This window comes from Burkholderia sp. Bmkn7 (assembly GCF_041103175.1).
GTDB classification, from domain to species: domain Bacteria; phylum Pseudomonadota; class Gammaproteobacteria; order Burkholderiales; family Burkholderiaceae; genus Burkholderia; species Burkholderia cepacia.
The window spans coordinates 3425886-3440609 of the sequence record NZ_JBGCUH010000003.1 but is presented as its reverse complement, the minus strand read 5'-3'; the positions used below and the strand labels follow the sequence as shown (position 1 = coordinate 3440609).

13 protein-coding genes are annotated in these 14724 nt (G+C 67.2%); 6 read left to right on the top strand and 7 right to left on the bottom strand.

Features of this window, described 5'->3' with window-relative positions; genetic code table 11:
* Positions 1-94: 94 nt before the first annotated feature.
* Genes lptB through kdsD form a run of 5 tightly spaced genes read right to left on the bottom strand, consistent with a single transcriptional unit; the run spans position 95 to position 3691 of the window.
* Positions 95-871, bottom strand: a complete 777-nt coding sequence (gene lptB, locus AB3K92_RS37600; RefSeq protein WP_021162599.1) for an LPS export ABC transporter ATP-binding protein — start codon at positions 869-871, stop codon at positions 95-97.
* Complete coding sequence (lptA, locus tag AB3K92_RS37595) at positions 868-1533, bottom strand: lipopolysaccharide transport periplasmic protein LptA (RefSeq protein ID WP_021162598.1); 666 nt, start codon at positions 1531-1533, stop codon at positions 868-870. The genes lptB and lptA overlap by 4 nt, the downstream gene beginning before the upstream one ends.
* 20 nt (positions 1534-1553) lie before the next feature.
* Positions 1554-2168 carry an LPS export ABC transporter periplasmic protein LptC gene (gene lptC, locus AB3K92_RS37590; RefSeq protein WP_021162597.1) on the bottom strand — a complete coding sequence of 205 codons (615 nt, stop codon included), beginning with the start codon at positions 2166-2168 and terminating at the stop codon, positions 1554-1556.
* Positions 2169-2171: 3 nt separating this feature from the next.
* The gene (locus AB3K92_RS37585) at positions 2172-2708 is read right to left on the bottom strand and encodes an HAD family hydrolase (RefSeq protein WP_021162596.1); all 537 of its coding nucleotides are present in this window, start codon (positions 2706-2708) and stop codon (positions 2172-2174) included.
* Positions 2708-3691: an arabinose 5-phosphate isomerase KdsD gene (kdsD, locus tag AB3K92_RS37580; protein WP_021162595.1), complete on the bottom strand. Its 984-nt coding sequence runs from the start codon at positions 3689-3691 to the stop codon at positions 2708-2710. The genes AB3K92_RS37585 and kdsD overlap by 1 nt, the downstream gene beginning before the upstream one ends.
* 126 nt (positions 3692-3817) lie before the next feature.
* Here kdsD and AB3K92_RS37575 point away from each other — a divergent pair, with 126 nt between their 5' ends.
* From AB3K92_RS37575 to purU, 5 genes are all read left to right on the top strand, one after another.
* Positions 3818-5824 carry a monovalent cation:proton antiporter family protein gene (locus AB3K92_RS37575; protein ID WP_048028905.1) on the top strand — a complete coding sequence of 669 codons (2007 nt, stop codon included), beginning with the start codon at positions 3818-3820 and terminating at the stop codon, positions 5822-5824.
* 82 nt (positions 5825-5906) lie between these two features.
* Entirely contained in the window at positions 5907-6473 is a 567-nt protein-coding gene (locus AB3K92_RS37570) for an adenine phosphoribosyltransferase (RefSeq protein ID WP_011353218.1), read from the top strand.
* A 41-nt stretch (positions 6474-6514) separates the two neighbouring features.
* Positions 6515-7129, top strand: a complete 615-nt coding sequence (locus AB3K92_RS37565; protein ID WP_021162592.1) for a LysE family translocator — start codon at positions 6515-6517, stop codon at positions 7127-7129.
* 5 nt (positions 7130-7134) lie between these two features.
* Positions 7135-8001 carry an NUDIX hydrolase family protein gene (locus AB3K92_RS37560; protein ID WP_226204184.1) on the top strand — a complete coding sequence of 289 codons (867 nt, stop codon included), beginning with the start codon at positions 7135-7137 and terminating at the stop codon, positions 7999-8001.
* A gap of 73 nt (positions 8002-8074) precedes the next feature.
* Positions 8075-8959 carry a formyltetrahydrofolate deformylase gene (gene purU, locus AB3K92_RS37555; protein WP_021162590.1) on the top strand — a complete coding sequence of 295 codons (885 nt, stop codon included), beginning with the start codon at positions 8075-8077 and terminating at the stop codon, positions 8957-8959.
* 85 nt (positions 8960-9044) lie between these two features.
* On the opposite strand, the gene AB3K92_RS37550 is transcribed toward purU, so the two are convergent.
* Together AB3K92_RS37550 and uvrA are read right to left on the bottom strand one after the other, a co-directional pair.
* Positions 9045-10130, bottom strand: coding sequence for an AI-2E family transporter (locus AB3K92_RS37550; RefSeq protein ID WP_059552914.1), 1086 nt, complete (start codon positions 10128-10130; stop codon positions 9045-9047).
* A gap of 253 nt (positions 10131-10383) precedes the next feature.
* Positions 10384-13269, bottom strand: coding sequence for an excinuclease ABC subunit UvrA (gene uvrA, locus AB3K92_RS37545; protein WP_021162587.1), 2886 nt, complete (start codon positions 13267-13269; stop codon positions 10384-10386).
* Between the two features lie 264 nt (positions 13270-13533).
* Here uvrA and AB3K92_RS37540 point away from each other — a divergent pair, with 264 nt between their 5' ends.
* Positions 13534-14721, top strand: a complete 1188-nt coding sequence (locus tag AB3K92_RS37540) for an MFS transporter (RefSeq protein WP_059489870.1) — start codon at positions 13534-13536, stop codon at positions 14719-14721.
* The last annotated feature ends 3 nt before the right edge of the window (positions 14722-14724 follow it).

The window sequence follows — 14724 nt, the reverse complement described above, 5'->3', positions numbered from 1 at the left end:
CCCGGCCGCGGGCACGGCCGCGGGCGTGGTTGCAGAGCAGGGCGCGGCCCCGCGCGGCGATGCCGGGCGGGGTGCAGCCAGCCACGAAGGGGAGTTACATCCGGAAGTGTTCGCCGAGGTACACGCGGCGCACGCTTTCGTTTTCGATGATTTCGCTCGGCGCACCGGCGGCGAGCACCGAACCGTCGCTGATGATGTATGCGTGGTCGCAGATGCCGAGCGTTTCGCGGACGTTGTGATCGGTAATCAGCACGCCGATGTTGCGCTGCTTCAGGAACTTGACGATCTTCTGGATCTCGAGCACCGCGATCGGGTCGACGCCGGCGAACGGTTCGTCGAGCAGGATGAAGTTCGGGTTGGTCGCGAGCGCGCGCGCGATTTCGACCCGGCGCCGCTCGCCGCCTGACAGCGACAGCGCGGGGTTCTCGCGCAGGTGGCCGATCTGCAGCTCGTCGAGCAGCGCTTCGGTGCGCGACGCGATTGCGTCCTTCGACAGCCGCTTGCCGTCTTCGCCGTGCTGCAACTCGAGCACCGCGCGGATGTTTTCCTCGACGGTCAGCTTGCGGAACACCGACGCTTCCTGCGGCAGGTACGACAGGCCGAGCGATGCTCGCTTGTGGATCGGCAGCAGGCTGATCGAGCTGCCGTTCAGCGAGATCTCGCCCGCATCGAGCGGCACGAGGCCGACGATCATGTAGAACGACGTGGTCTTGCCGGCACCGTTCGGGCCGAGCAGGCCGACGACTTCGCCGCTCTTCACGTCGAGCGACACGTCCTTGACGACCGTGCGCGAGCCGTAGCGCTTCTTCAGGTTGCGGACCACGAGCGAACTCGTGGTGCCGGCCGGCTGGCGGTTCGGTAGTGCGTTCATTGGCCCGGCGCCCCCTGGATCGTGGTCGACGGCGACAGCTTCGCCGGCGCGCCGTTCAGCGGCGCGGGGCCGCCGTTCTTCGGCGACAGCATCGCGCGCACGCGGCCGTTCGGGTTGCCCGGCGCGGCGACGTCCTTGCCGCCCTTCGCGGTGTAGAAGTCGCGCTGGCCGTCGTACGTAATCACGCTGCCGTGCACGGTATCGGCGACGGTCGACGTGCCCTGCAGGCGGCGCACGGTCGCGGCGGTGGTCAGCGTGGTCAGGTCCTGCTTGCCGTCGTAGTCGATGCGCTCGGCGTCGCCGTCGATGTACTCGTCGAGGCCTTCGCGCTTCTGGCGGAACGTCGCGTGCTTCTTGCCGCTGCCGAACGAGGTGGCGTACTGATAGCCTTCCGGGTCCTGTCGCACTTCGACGCGATCGCCCTTGATGATGATCGTGCCCTTCGTGATCACGACATTGCCGGTCGCGACCGTGACCTGCTTCAGGTCGTCATAGGTCAGGTTGTCGGCCTCGACGTTGATCGGCTTGTTCTGGTCGGCCTTCTCGGCATGGGCGAGCGGCGCCAGCCCGGCCAGCGGGAGCGCCACGAGCGCCGCGGCAAGCGCGGCGCGGACGGCGCGCGCAGCGCCGCCGGAATTCTGTCGAGGGAACGGTTCGTTCATGCAGTCACGTGAGGGATGCGTCACTTGGGTTGACCTTTCGAGCCGCCGGACGTGTCCGCCGCGGCGATCGTGCCGCGCACGTTGCCGTAAAGCTCGATGACCCGGGTGACGTTGTTGTACTTCATGCCGTCGGTCGCGTTGACGAGCGACAGGCCGCGCTGAAGTTTAACCGGCTTTTCGGTCTGGATCACATCGTCATTGACGAAGATCCGGAAATGCTGGGAATCGGCCTGCATCTGCGGATCGCCGCCGCCGGCTGCGCGCAGGATGCGCGCGTCGTCGTACAAGTCGACGATCGACACGTCGCCGTTGACGATGCCGCGCTTCGCGGTGGTCGTCACGACCGGCTTGCCGGGCTGGAACGCGCGCATCGCCGGATCGGTCAGGTCGCTGTTTTCGGTGTCTTCGTAGTGGATCAGCTTCGCGGCCGTGAGCCGGTACTGGGTCGAGCCGGACTGGTCGAGCTCGGTGACCGAGAAGTTGTCCGCGAAATAGTCGGGCGTGTGGCGCTTCGGCTGCGCGGTGCCCTCGCCGGGCGGCGGCAGCGTGGCCTGCAGCAGCCACCAGGTGATGCCCGCGAGCGCGGCGACCGCGACGAGCGGCAGCAGCTGGGTCCAGCGGAAATGCGTGTTCATCCGTCAGGCTCCGCAGGCAGCCGCGAGAAGCGCGTCGTAGCGGCGCTGCGCGCGCAGGATCGCATCGCAGACTTCGCGTACGGCGCCGTGGCCGCCGCGGGCCTCGGCCACCCAGTGCGCGCGGGCGATCACCTCGGGGTGCGCATTCGCGGGGGCGGTCGCGAAGCCGCAGCGCAGCATCACGGGCAGGTCGGGCCAGTCGTCGCCCATGTAGCCGCATTGGTCGGCGGCGAGGCCGAGCGATGCGATGAGATCGGCGAACACGGCAAGCTTGTTCTCGACGCCCTGGAACAGGTGCGCGATCTTCATTTCCTTCGCGCGTGCCGCGACGATTTCCGAGCGGCGGCCCGTGATGATCGCGGTTGCGATGCCGGCTTCGCCGAGCAGCTTCACGCCGTGGCCGTCGAGGGAATTGAACGACTTCATCGTGTCGCCGGCCGCTGTAAACAGCAGGCCGCCGTCGGTCAGCACGCCGTCGACGTCGAAAATCATCAGCTTCACGCGGCTCGCGCGTTCGGCCGCAGTCAGCGCTGCGCTCATCAGATCACCTTCTTCGAAAACAGGTCGTGCATGTTCAGCGCGCCGATCAGCGCGCCGTCGGCATCGACCACCAGCATCTGGTTGATCCGATGGCGCTCCATCAGTTCCACGGCCTCGACCGCCAGGTGATCCGGTGCGATCGTGCGCGGGTCGCGCGTCATCACGTCGGTGATCGACAACGTGCGGAAGTCGCCGTCGCGCGCGAGCACGCGGCGCAGGTCGCCGTCGGTGAAGATGCCGGCGACCTTGCCATCGGCGTCGACCACGGCGGTCATGCCGAGGCGCTTCGCGGTGATCTGGAACAGCGCGTCCGACAGCGTCGCGTCGAGCCCGACGGACGGGACGTCGTCGCCCGAGCGCATCACGTCGCGCACGTAGGTGAGCAGGCGCCGGCCGAGCGCGCCGCCCGGGTGCGAGCGCGCGAAATCTTCCGAACCGAAGCCGCGCGCGTCGAGCACCGCAACGGCGAGCGCGTCGCCGAGCGCGAGCGCGGCGGTCGTGCTCGCGGTGGGCGCGAGGTTCAGCGGGCAGGCCTCTTTCGAGACCGCGGCGTTCAGGTTCACGTCGGCGAGCGTGCCGAGGCTCGATCCCGCGCGGCCCGTGATCGCGATCAGTTTCGCGCCGATCCGCTTCACGAGCGGCAGGATCGCGACGAGTTCTTCCGATTCGCCGGAATAAGAGATGCCGATGAAGACGTCGTCGGAGGTGACCATCCCGAGGTCGCCGTGGCTGGCCTCGGCGGGGTGGACGAAGAAGGCCGGCGTGCCGGTGCTGGCCAGCGTGGCCGCGATCTTGCGGGCGATATGCCCCGATTTGCCGATACCGGACACCACCACGCGGCCGCGGCAGCCGAGCAGCAGCGCGACGGCCTGGACGAAGCCGCCGTCGAGCTGGTCGCGCAGCGCGCGCACGGCGTCCGCCTCGATGTCGAGCACGTCGCGGGCGAGCGCGAGCGCCCGATCATCATTGATTTTCGCTATCATGCGCGGAGTATAGCAAAGGCGTTTGTTCGCCGCGCCGGGCCTTCGGACTCGTCCGATGTCGCCTGTCCACCGCCACCCTGCCGCGCCCGCTTTCCCGTGGCCCCGACGAACGAGGACGCTTTGCCCGTGATTTCCCCGCTCGAAATGACGCTCCTGCTGCTGCTGGCATCGGTGGTGGGCGTCGTCGTATTCCGTTCGCTGAACCTGCCGCCGATGCTCGGCTACCTGACCGTCGGCATCCTGGTCGGCCCGCACGCCTTCGGCATCGCGGCCGACCTCGAGCGCGCGGAGCATCTCGCGGAATTCGGCGTGGTGTTCCTGATGTTTTCGATCGGCCTCGAGTTTTCGCTGGCGAAGCTGAGGGCGATGCAGCGGCTCGTGTTCGGGCTCGGGCTGCTGCAGGTCGTCGCGACACTCGTGCTCGCGCTCGTGCTCGGCATGCTGTTCGAGCACTGGGTACACATCACGTGGCAGGGCAGCATCGCGCTCGGCGGCGCGCTCGCGATGTCGTCGACGGCGATCGTGTCGAAAATGCTCGCCGAGCGGCTCGAGATCGAGACCGAACACGGCCGCAACATCTTCGGCGTGCTGCTGTTCCAGGATCTCGCGGTGGTGCCGCTGCTGATCGTGATCGCCGCGTTCGGCGCCGAATCGTCGAAGGACCTCGCGCTCACGCTCGGCTTCGCGGCCGTCAAGATCGTGATCGCGCTCACGCTGCTGCTGGTCATCGGCCAGCGCTTCATGACGCGCTGGCTCAACGTCGTCGCGCGGCGCCGCTCGCAGGAGCTGTTCGTGCTGAACCTGCTGCTCGTCACGCTCGGCGCCGCGTTCATCACCGACCGCTTCGGCCTGTCGCTCGCGCTCGGCGCGTTCATCGCGGGGATGCTCATTTCCGAGACGCCGTTCCGCCATCAGGTGGAAGAGGACATCAAGCCGTTCCGCGACGTGCTGCTCGGCCTGTTCTTCGTGACGACGGGGATGCTGCTCGATCCGCGCGTGATCTGGGAGCATCCGTTCCTCGTGCTCGGTTTCTTCGTCGGGCAGATCCTGTTCAAGGGGACGATGATCGCCGGTCTCGCACGGCTGTTCGGCGCGACGCCGGGTGTCGCGATGCGCACCGGCATCGGGCTCGCGCAGGCCGGGGAATTCGGCTTCGTGCTGCTGAACCTGATCCTCGACCGGCATCTCGTCGATTCGACGCTGCTGCAGGCGATCCTCGCGTCGATGCTGCTGTCGATGCTCGCCGCGCCGTTCCTGATCCAGAACGCCGACCGGATCGTGATGCGGCTTTCGTCTACGGAATGGATGCAGCAGTCGCTGCAGATGACGCGGATCGCGACGCAAAGCCTCAAGCAGCGCGGCCACGTGATCATCTGCGGTTATGGCCGCGCGGGCCAGAACCTCGCGCGGATGCTCGAACAGGAAGGCATTTCGTACGTCGCGCTCGACCTCGACCCCGATCGTGTGAGCGCGGCCGCGGCGGCCGGCGAATCGGTCGTGTTCGGCGACGCGGCGCGCCGCGAGTCGCTGCTCGCGGCCGGTATCCATCGCGCGGCGGCGGTGGCGATCACCTATGCGAACACGCCGTCCGCGCTGCGCGTGCTTCACCACGTACACGAACTCGAGCCGACGCTGCCCGCGATCGTGCGCACCGTCGACGATGCCGATCTCGAGAAGCTGCTCGCGGCGGGTGCGACCGAGGTGATTCCGGAGATCGTCGAGGGCAGCCTGATGCTCGCGTCGCACACGCTGGTGCTGGTGGGCGTGCCGATGCGCAAGGTCGTGCGGCGCGTCGAGGAAATGCGCGACGAGCGCTACAGCCTGCTGCGCGGCTATTTCCGCGGCGCGGACGATGCGGACGACGACGACCACGAGCAGGTGCGGCTACAATCGGTGCCGGTCGATGCGCGCGCGGACGCGGTCGGGCGTTCGCTGGAAGAACTCGGGCTGTATGCACTCGGGCTCGAAGTCACGGCGATCCGCCGGCACGGCATCCGCGGCGTCGAACCCGATCCGCAGACCAAGCTGCGCGCGAGCGACATCGTCGTGCTGCGCGGGTTGCCCGAGGCACTCGCGCTCGCGGAGGAGCGGCTGTCGCGCCATCGGCGCGATCCGCCGGCCGCGGCAGCCTGAGCCGCGCATGGATTGATAACCTGACCCGTATTTATTCGAAACGGTGCCCGATCTTCGCGCACCGTTTTTTTCGGAGAGTTTCATGCCGCATTCGTCGTCGGGCGCACCGCTCGATCCGGTCGCCTTCATCCACAGCCAGATCCGCACGGTGCCCGACTGGCCGCAGCCGGGCGTGATGTTCCGCGACATCACGACGCTGCTGCAGAGCCCGAAGGCGTTGCGCATCCTCGTCGACCTGTTCGTCGAGCGTTATGTCGATGCGAAGCTCGACTACGTCGCGGGCCTCGACGCGCGCGGCTTTATCATCGCGCCGATCGTCGCGTACGAGCTGAGCGTCGGCTTCGTGCCGATCCGCAAGGTCGGCAAGCTGCCGTACAAGACGCGCTCGGAATCGTACGACCTCGAATACGGCAGCGCGACGGTCGAGATCCATGAAGACGCGTGCCGCCCCGGCGACCGCGTGATCATCATGGACGACCTGATCGCGACCGGCGGCACGATGATGGCGGGGCGCAACCTGCTGCAGCGGCTCGGCGCGGAGGTCGTCGAAGGCGCGGCGATCATCGACCTGCCCGATCTCGGCGGCTCGGCGCTGCTGCGCAACGCGGGATTGCCGGTTTATACCGTCACCGAATTCGCCGGCCACTGATCGCCGGCACGCCTGATTCCACGTTACACAGCGAGGTCTCGATGCCCAACTTCATGCTGTTTCTCGCCACGTCGATCGCGATTACGTTCGCGCCGGGTCCCGACAACCTGCAGGTGCTCGCACGCGGCATCTCGCAGGGCCGCGCGGCCGGTTTCGTCGCCGCGCTCGGCTTCACCGCCGGGATCCTGTTCCACACGACGCTCGCGGCGCTCGGCGTCGCGGCCGTGCTGCGTTCGTCGCCGGTCGCGTTCGAGATCCTGAAGCTCGCGGGCGCCGCGTACCTCGTGTGGATCGGCATCAAGGCGCTGCGCAGCCAGGGCCTCGCGAACGCGCACGAGCGCCCGCCGCAGCCGCTCGGCACGATCTTCCGGCAGAGCGTGATCGGCAACCTGATGAACCCGAAGGTCACGCTGTTCTTCGTCGTGTTCCTGCCGCAGTTCGTCGATCCGCACGGCGGGCAGGGCGTGACGCTGCAGATGTTCGAACTCGGCGCGCTGTTCATGCTGCAGACGGCCGTGGTTTTCTCGCTGTTCGGCGTCGGCGCGGGCATGATCGGCGCGTGGCTGAAGCGCCGCCCGAAGGCCGGCGTGTGGCTCGACCGGATCGCCGGTGCGACGTTCATCGCGATCGGCATCCGTGTGGCGCTGAAGGACTGACGACGATGACGTTTCCGTGCATTGCGGCCGCGCGCCGTTTCGACCCGGCTGCGCACCTGCGTTTCGAGATGGCCGGCCAGGCGGTCGGCTGGGTGCGCCGCCAGGATGCCGCGATGCTCGCCCGCTGGCCCGACGTGTTCGAGCTGACCGACGAGCGCGTCGTGCTGTCGTCGCGCTACGACTCGGTCGACGCACGCAGCATGGCGCTGGCGAGCGCCATCGGCGCGCTCGCGGCCGATGGCGCGATTCCCGGCTGGCGCGACGAGATCTACGCAATCCGCAACCGCTTCGACGATCCGCCGCTCGCGTACATCGAGCGCGCCGCGTCGCGCTTCTTCGGCACGCAGACTTACGCGGTGCATCTGAACGGCATCGTAGAATATGCGGTTGCGCCGGGCGAGCCGCCCGCCGCGGCCGTCCCGCAGATGTGGCTCGGCCGTCGCAGCGAGACCAAGGCAACCGACCCCGGCATGCTCGACAACGTCGTCGCGGGCGGGATCGGCTGGGGCCTGGGCGTTCACGAGACGCTCGCGAAGGAATGCTGGGAAGAAGCCGGCATTCCCGCCGAGCTGGCTGCGCGCGCGATCGCGGGCCGCGCGGTGCAGGTGCTGTGCTCGCTGCCGGAAGGCACGCAGTCCGAACTGATCTTCGTGTACGACCTGCCGCTGCCGCGCGACTTCGCGCCGCGCAACCAGGACGGCGAAGTCGCCGAGCACCTGCTGGCCGGCGTGCCCGAGGTGATCGGCTGGCTGCGCGCCGGCCGCGCGACGATGGATGCGAGCCTCGCGACGCTCGACACGCTGCTGCGCCACCGCTGGATCCCGGCGGCCGACGCGGCGGGCATCGACGCCCTGTTCGCACCGGCCGCGTGACGCGTGCCGCGCACGCAGTCCGGCGGCGCGAACGGGCAATTTGACGAATACGGAAACGAAGGGAGTAGCGGTCATGCCGACCGATCACAGCTTTATCTTGAAACTGTCGTGCCCCGACCGGCACGGCATCGTCCATGCGGTCTCGGGCTTCCTGTTCGAGCGCAGCAACAACATCCTCGATTCGGCGCAGTTCGGCGACAGCCGCACCAGCGAATTCTTCATGCGCGTGCACTTCGAGCAGGACGGCGGCGGCGCGGATGCCGCGACGGCGCTCGACACGCTTCGCAAGGAATTCGCGCCGCTCGCCGAGCAGTTCTCGATGCGCTGGGAACTGCATGACGCGGCCGTGAAGCCGCGCGTCGTGATCATGGTGTCGAAGATCGGCCACTGCCTGAACGACCTGCTGTTCCGCTATCGCACCGGCCAGCTGCCGATCGAGATCCCGGCGATCGTGTCGAACCACAAGGAGTTCTACCAGCTCGCCGCGAGCTACAACATCCCGTTCCATCACTTTCCGCTGATCGGCGGCTCGTCCGATGCCGCGAAGGCCGCGCAGGAAGCGCGCGTGCTGGAAGTGATCGACGAGCACCAGGCCGATCTCGTCGTGCTCGCGCGCTACATGCAGATCCTGTCGCCGAACATGTGCGAACAGCTCGCCGGGCGCGCGATCAATATCCACCATTCGTTCCTGCCGAGCTTCAAGGGGGCGAAGCCTTATTACCAGGCGTTCGATCGCGGCGTGAAGCTGATCGGCGCGACCGCGCACTACGTGACGACCGATCTCGACGAAGGCCCGATCATCGAGCAGGAAGTCGAGCGCGTCGATCACAGCATGACGCCCGACCAGCTGACCGCGATCGGCCGCGACGTCGAGTGCGTGACGCTCGCGCGTGCGGTGAAGTGGCACGTCGAGCACCGGATCGTGCTGAACGGGACGAAGACGGTCGTGTTCCGCTGATTCGCCGGCGCAGGCCCGTACAAGCAAAAACGCCGCACCCGTTACGGGGTGCGGCGTTTTTTGTTGCTTGAGCGCGCCGGCTGCTTCAGATCAGCCGCAGCAGGTACAACTCGCGCTTCAGGTACGCATAGAAGATCGGCGCGGCGATCACGCCGGGCAGCCCGAACGCGGCTTCCATGATCAGCATCGCGAGCAGCAGCTCCCACGCGCGCGACTCGATCTGGCCGCCGATGATCTTCGCGTTCAGGAAGTATTCGAGCTTGTGGATGACCACGAGGAACGCAAGCGACGCGATCGCGGTGCCCATGCTGACCGACAGCGACACGGCGACGATCAGCGTGTTCGAGATCAGGTTGCCGATCACGGGCAGCAGCCCGACGATGAACGTGACGAGCACGAGCGTTTTCGACAGCGGCAGCCGCTGGTGGAAGATCGGCAGCGCGACGAGCAGGTAGATGCCGGTGAACACCGCGTTGATCGCCGAGATCTTGATCTGCGCGAACACGATCCGGCGGAATGCGTCGGCGAAGCGCGACACGCGCGTGACGAGCGCGGTGGACAGCGGCCGGCGCACCTTGCCGTGCTCGACGCCGATCGCGATCATCGCGCCGATGATCATCCCGAACAGCACGTGGCCGAAGCCGCGCGCGACGCTCTTGCCGCTTTGCTGAAGCTGGTCCATGTGCGAGTGCATCAGCACGGCAGCCTTCGTCTTCATCTGCTCGACGTCGACGGGCAGCAGGTTCGCGATCCAGGCCGGCGTGCGCGCGCGGGTCTGCTCGACGATCTGCATCAGCTGGTCGAGCAGGCTCTGCAGGTTCGGCACCGTGCGTTCGAAGTGTTCGATGATGCCGATCGTCAGGCCCGTCAGCGCGCCGACGATCGCGATGGCCAGCAGCACGACGGCGACCCAGCGCGCGCGCATGCTCGTGGTGTGACGTTCGATCACGGGGGCGATCGTGTGGATCAGCTGGTAGACGAGCAGGCCGGCCAGCAGCCCGCCGAGCAGCTTGAGCTCGATCACGAGCCACATCGCGAGGATCGCAAACCCATAGCTGCCGATCTCGAGTGCCGACAGTTTCGGCAGGCTGAAGTCGCTCGTCAGCCGCACGCTGCGCAGGTGCGGTTCGCGATTCTGCGTATCGCGAGACGAGTCTGGTTGCTTCTCCATCGTGGATTCCTGTCGATCGTGTGTCATGCCGCGGAATGCGCGGCAGAGCCGTGTTCGCCCGGCGCCGCACCGGATTGGTGCGTACGGCGAACCTTACGACCGTAAAGTATAGCCGCCATTATGGGCCGCAACGGGGCCGTTTGGCGCATGGTGTAAACGCAGAAGGGAAAACGAGAGGAGGCCGGTTGCGCGGTGCGCAGAAGCGCGCGCGGCCGGGCGGCCGCGCGCGGGAGGGGCAGGGCGGCGCGAAGCGTCAGCCGGCCGCGACCTTGCGGGTCGGACGCTTGAGCAGCGGTGCGAGGTACTTGCCGGTAAAGCTCGCTTTCGTCTTCGCGACCTGCTCGGGCGTGCCCTGCGCGATGATCTGGCCGCCGCCGGCACCGCCTTCGGGGCCGAGGTCGATCACCCAGTCGGCCGTCTTGATCACGTCGAGGTTGTGCTCGATGATCACGACCGTGTTGCCCTGGTCGCGCAGCCGGTGGATTACTTCCAGCAGCAGTGCGATGTCGTGGAAGTGCAGGCCGGTGGTCGGCTCGTCGAGGATGTACAGCGTGCGGCCGGTGTCGCGCTTGGAGAGTTCGAGCGACAGCTTCACGCGCTGCGCCTCGCCGCCCGACAGCGTGGTGGCCGACTGGCCGAGGCGGATGTAGCCGAGGCCGACGTCGAGCAGCGTCTTCAGCTTGCGCGCAATGACCGGCACCGCGCTGAAGAACGCATACGCGTGCTCGACGGTCATGTCGAGCACTTCGCTGATGTTCTTGCCCTTGTACTGCACTTCGAGCGTTTCGCGGTTGTAGCGCTTGCCGTGGCACACGTCGCACGGCACGTAGACGTCCGGCAGGAAGTGCATCTCGACCTTCAGCACACCGTCGCCCTGGCACGATTCGCAGCGGCCGCCCTTCACGTTGAACGAGAAGCGGCCCGGATCGTAGCCGCGTTCCTTCGAGGTCGGCACGCCCGAGAACAGTTCGCGGATCGGCGTGAACAGGCCGGTATAGGTGGCCGGGTTCGAGCGCGGCGTGCGGCCGATCGGCGACTGGTCGACGTTGATCACCTTGTCGAAGTGCTCGAGGCCCTCGATCGCCTCGTGCGGCGCCGGTTCGGCCGACGAGCCGTACAGGTGGCGCGCGACCGCGTGATACAGCGTGTCGTTGATCAGCGTCGACTTGCCGGAGCCCGACACGCCGGTGATGCAGGTCAGCAGGCCGACCGGCAGCTCGAGGTCGACGTGCTTCAGGTTGTTGCCGTGCGCGTCGACGATGCGCAGCATCCGCTCGGGATCGGGCGCGAGCCGCTCGTCCGGGTACTCGATCGTGCGCTTGCCGACCAGGTACTGGCCGGTGAGCGACTGCGGGTTCGACTGCACCTGCTTCGGCGTGCCTTCGGCCACGATCACGCCGCCGTGCTCGCCGGCGCCCGGGCCCATGTCGACGACGTAGTCGGCCGTGCGGATCATGTCCTCGTCGTGCTCGACGACGATCACCGAGTTGCCGAGGTCGCGCAGGTGCTTGAGCGTCGCGATCAGGCGGTCGTTGTCGCGCTGGTGCAGGCCGATCGACGGCTCGTCGAGCACATACATCACGCCCGTCAGGCCCGAGCCGATCTGCGACGCGAGCCGGATGCGCTGTGCCTCGCCGCCCGACAGGGTCTCGGCGCTGCGCTCGAGCGACAGGTAGTCGAGGCCGACGTTGTTCAGGAACGTGAGGCGCGCGACGATTTCCTTGATCACCTTGTCGGCGATCTCGCGCTTCGCGCCTTCGAGCGTCAGGCCGTCGAAATAGCCGAGCGCGTCGCGCAGCGGCCAGCCGCTGATTTCATAGATGCCGCGCGCGTGGTCGCCGGTGCCGATGCGCACGTGGCGCGCTTCGCGGCGCAGGCGCGTGCCTTCGCACGCCGGGCACGGCTGGTTGTTCTGGTACTTCGACAGCTCTTCGCGCACCGCGACCGAGTCGGTCTCGCGGTAGCGGCGCTCGAGGTTCGGGATGATCCCTTCGAACACGTGCTCGCGGATCGTCGTGCGGCCGCGCTCGTTGATGTACGAGAACGGGATCGTCTGCTTGCCCGAGCCGAACAGCAGCACCTTCCGGATCTTTTCCGGCAGGTCCTCGAACGCGGCGTCGATGTCGAATTCGTAGAAGGCCGCGAGACTCTGCAGCATCTGGAAGTAGAACTGGTTGCGGCGGTCCCAGCCTTTCACGGCACCGGCCGCGAGCGACAGCGACGGGTGCGCGACGACCCGCTTCGGGTCGAAGAACGTGATCTGGCCGAGGCCGTCGCATTCCGGGCACGCGCCCATCGGGTTGTTGAACGAGAACAGGCGCGGCTCGAGCTCCTGGAGGGAGTACGAGCAGATCGGGCACGCGAACTTCGAGCTGAACAGGTGTTCCTTGTCGGTATCCATCTCCAGCGCGATCGCGCGGCCGTCGGCGAGGCGCAGCGCCGTCTCGAACGATTCGGCGAGGCGCTGCTTCATGTCCGGGCGCACCTTGAGGCGGTCGACGACGACGTCGATTGTGTGCTTGTCGTTCTTCTTCAGCTTCGGCAGCGATTCGACTTCGTAGATCTTCCCGACGCCTTCGTTCGCGGTGCCGCCGCCCGAACGGACGCGAAAGCGCACGAAACCCTGCGCCTGCATGTCCTCGAACAGCTCGGCGTGCTCGCCCTTGCGGTCGGCGACGACGGGCGCGAGGATCATCAGCTTGGTTTCCTCGGGCAGCGCGAGCGCCGCGTCGACCATCTGCGACACGCTCTGCGCCTCGAGCGGGATCTCGTGGTCGGGGCAGTACGGCGTGCCGACACGTGCGTACAAAAGTCGCAGGTAGTCGTGGATTTCCGTGACCGTGCCGACGGTCGAACGCGGATTGTGGGACGTCGCCTTCTGCTCGATCGAGATCGCGGGCGACAGACCCTCGATCAGGTCGACGTCGGGTTTCTCCATCAGCTGCAGGAACTGGCGGGCATACGCGGACAGGCTTTCGACGTAGCGGCGCTGGCCCTCGGCATAAAGGGTGTCGAACGCGAGCGACGACTTGCCCGACCCGGACAACCCGGTAATCACGATCAGCTTGTGGCGCGGCAGGTCGAGATTGACGTTTTTCAGGTTGTGGGTACGTGCCCCACGGATACGGATCTGTTCCATGAACCTGGCGAAAATGGAGGGAACCAAACCTGCTACTATAACGGCTTTTCGAGGCCGTCGTTTGGGGCCCCCGGCCTTGGCCGCAGGTGGCAGCAAGGCGGCGCCTGCGCCGGGAAAGCGGCCGCGCCGCGCGGTTCCGGGTGGCCCGCGGGCTGCCTGAATCCTGCCCCGACGTGTCGCCCGCCAAGCCTCCCGGGCCGCTGGTCCTGATCTTCCGCCGCCCGGTGTCGGGCGGTCATCCCGATCATTCGAAATTCATTCCCGATGTCCAATCCGTCTGCCACGTCTTCCCGCATGACTGCGCCCGAATTGCGCGCGACCACGTCGCTCGCGGCGATCTTCGCGCTGCGCATGCTCGGCCTGTTCATGATCATGCCGGTGTTCTCGGTCTACGCGAAAACCATCCCGGGCGGCGACAACGTGCTGCTCGTCGGCATCGCGCTCGGGGCCTACGGCGTCACGCAGTCGCTGTTCTACATTTTCTACGGCTGGGCGTCGGACAAGTTCGGCCGCAAGCCGGTGATCGCGACGGGCCTCGTGATCTTCGCGATCGGCAGCTTCGTCGCCGCATTCGCGCACGACATCACGTGGATCATCGTCGGCCGCGTGATCCAGGGGATGGGGGCGGTCTCGTCCGCGGTGCTCGCGTTCATCGCCGACCTGACCTCCGAGCAGAACCGCACGAAGGCGATGGCGATGGTCGGCGGCTCGATCGGCGTGTCGTTCGCGGTCGCGATCGTCGGTGCGCCGATCGTGTTCCACTGGGTCGGGATGAGCGGGCTGTTCGCGATCGTCGGCGTACTGTCGATCCTCGCGATCGGCGTCGTGCTGTGGATCGTGCCCGACGCGGCGAAGCCCGTGCACGTGCCCGCGCCGTTCGCCGAGGTGCTGCACAACGTCGAACTGCTGCGCCTGAACTTCGGCGTGCTGGTGCTGCACGCGACGCAGACGGCGCTGTTCCTCGTCGTGCCGCGCCTGCTCGTCGACGGCGGCCTGCCGGTCGCCGCGCACTGGAAGGTCTACCTGCCGGTGATGGGGCTCGCGTTCGTGATGATGGTTCCGGCGATCATCGTCGCGGAAAAACGGGGCAAGATGAAGCCGGTGCTGCTCGGCGGCATTCTGGCTATCCTGATCGGCCAATTGCTGCTGGGCAGCGCGCCGCATACCATCCTGATTGTGGCGGCGATCCTGTTCGTCTACTTCCTCGGTTTCAACATCCTGGAAGCGTCGCAGCCGTCGCTCGTGTCGAAGCTCGCGCCCGGTTCGCGCAAGGGCGCGGCCACGGGTGTCTACAACACCACGCAGTCGATCGGGCTCGCGCTCGGCGGCATCGTGGGCGGCTGGCTGCTGAAGCACGGGGGCGCCAACACGGTGTTCTACACGTGCTCGGGGCTCGTTGCCGCGTGGCTTATAATCGCGGCCAGCATGAAAGCGCCGCCGCGCAAGGCCTGAACT

Excerpts from the sequence above, each read along its gene's own strand:
- lptB (WP_021162599.1), bottom strand. The coding sequence starts at position 871 with ATGAACGCACTACCGAACCGCCAGCCGGCCGGCACCACGAGTTCGCTC.
- lptA (WP_021162598.1), bottom strand. The coding sequence starts at position 1,533 with ATGAACGAACCGTTCCCTCGACAGAATTCCGGCGGCGCTGCGCGCGCC.
- lptC (WP_021162597.1), bottom strand. The coding sequence starts at position 2,168 with ATGAACACGCATTTCCGCTGGACCCAGCTGCTGCCGCTCGTCGCGGTC.
- AB3K92_RS37585 (WP_021162596.1), bottom strand. The coding sequence starts at position 2,708 with ATGAGCGCAGCGCTGACTGCGGCCGAACGCGCGAGCCGCGTGAAGCTG.
- kdsD (WP_021162595.1), bottom strand. The coding sequence starts at position 3,691 with ATGATAGCGAAAATCAATGATGATCGGGCGCTCGCGCTCGCCCGCGAC.
- AB3K92_RS37570 (WP_011353218.1), top strand. The coding sequence starts at position 5,907 with ATGCCGCATTCGTCGTCGGGCGCACCGCTCGATCCGGTCGCCTTCATC.
- AB3K92_RS37565 (WP_021162592.1), top strand. The coding sequence starts at position 6,515 with ATGCCCAACTTCATGCTGTTTCTCGCCACGTCGATCGCGATTACGTTC.
- AB3K92_RS37560 (WP_226204184.1), top strand. The coding sequence starts at position 7,135 with ATGACGTTTCCGTGCATTGCGGCCGCGCGCCGTTTCGACCCGGCTGCG.
- purU (WP_021162590.1), top strand. The coding sequence starts at position 8,075 with ATGCCGACCGATCACAGCTTTATCTTGAAACTGTCGTGCCCCGACCGG.
- AB3K92_RS37550 (WP_059552914.1), bottom strand. The coding sequence starts at position 10,130 with ATGGAGAAGCAACCAGACTCGTCTCGCGATACGCAGAATCGCGAACCG.
- uvrA (WP_021162587.1), bottom strand. The coding sequence starts at position 13,269 with ATGGAACAGATCCGTATCCGTGGGGCACGTACCCACAACCTGAAAAAC.
- AB3K92_RS37540 (WP_059489870.1), top strand. The coding sequence starts at position 13,534 with ATGTCCAATCCGTCTGCCACGTCTTCCCGCATGACTGCGCCCGAATTG.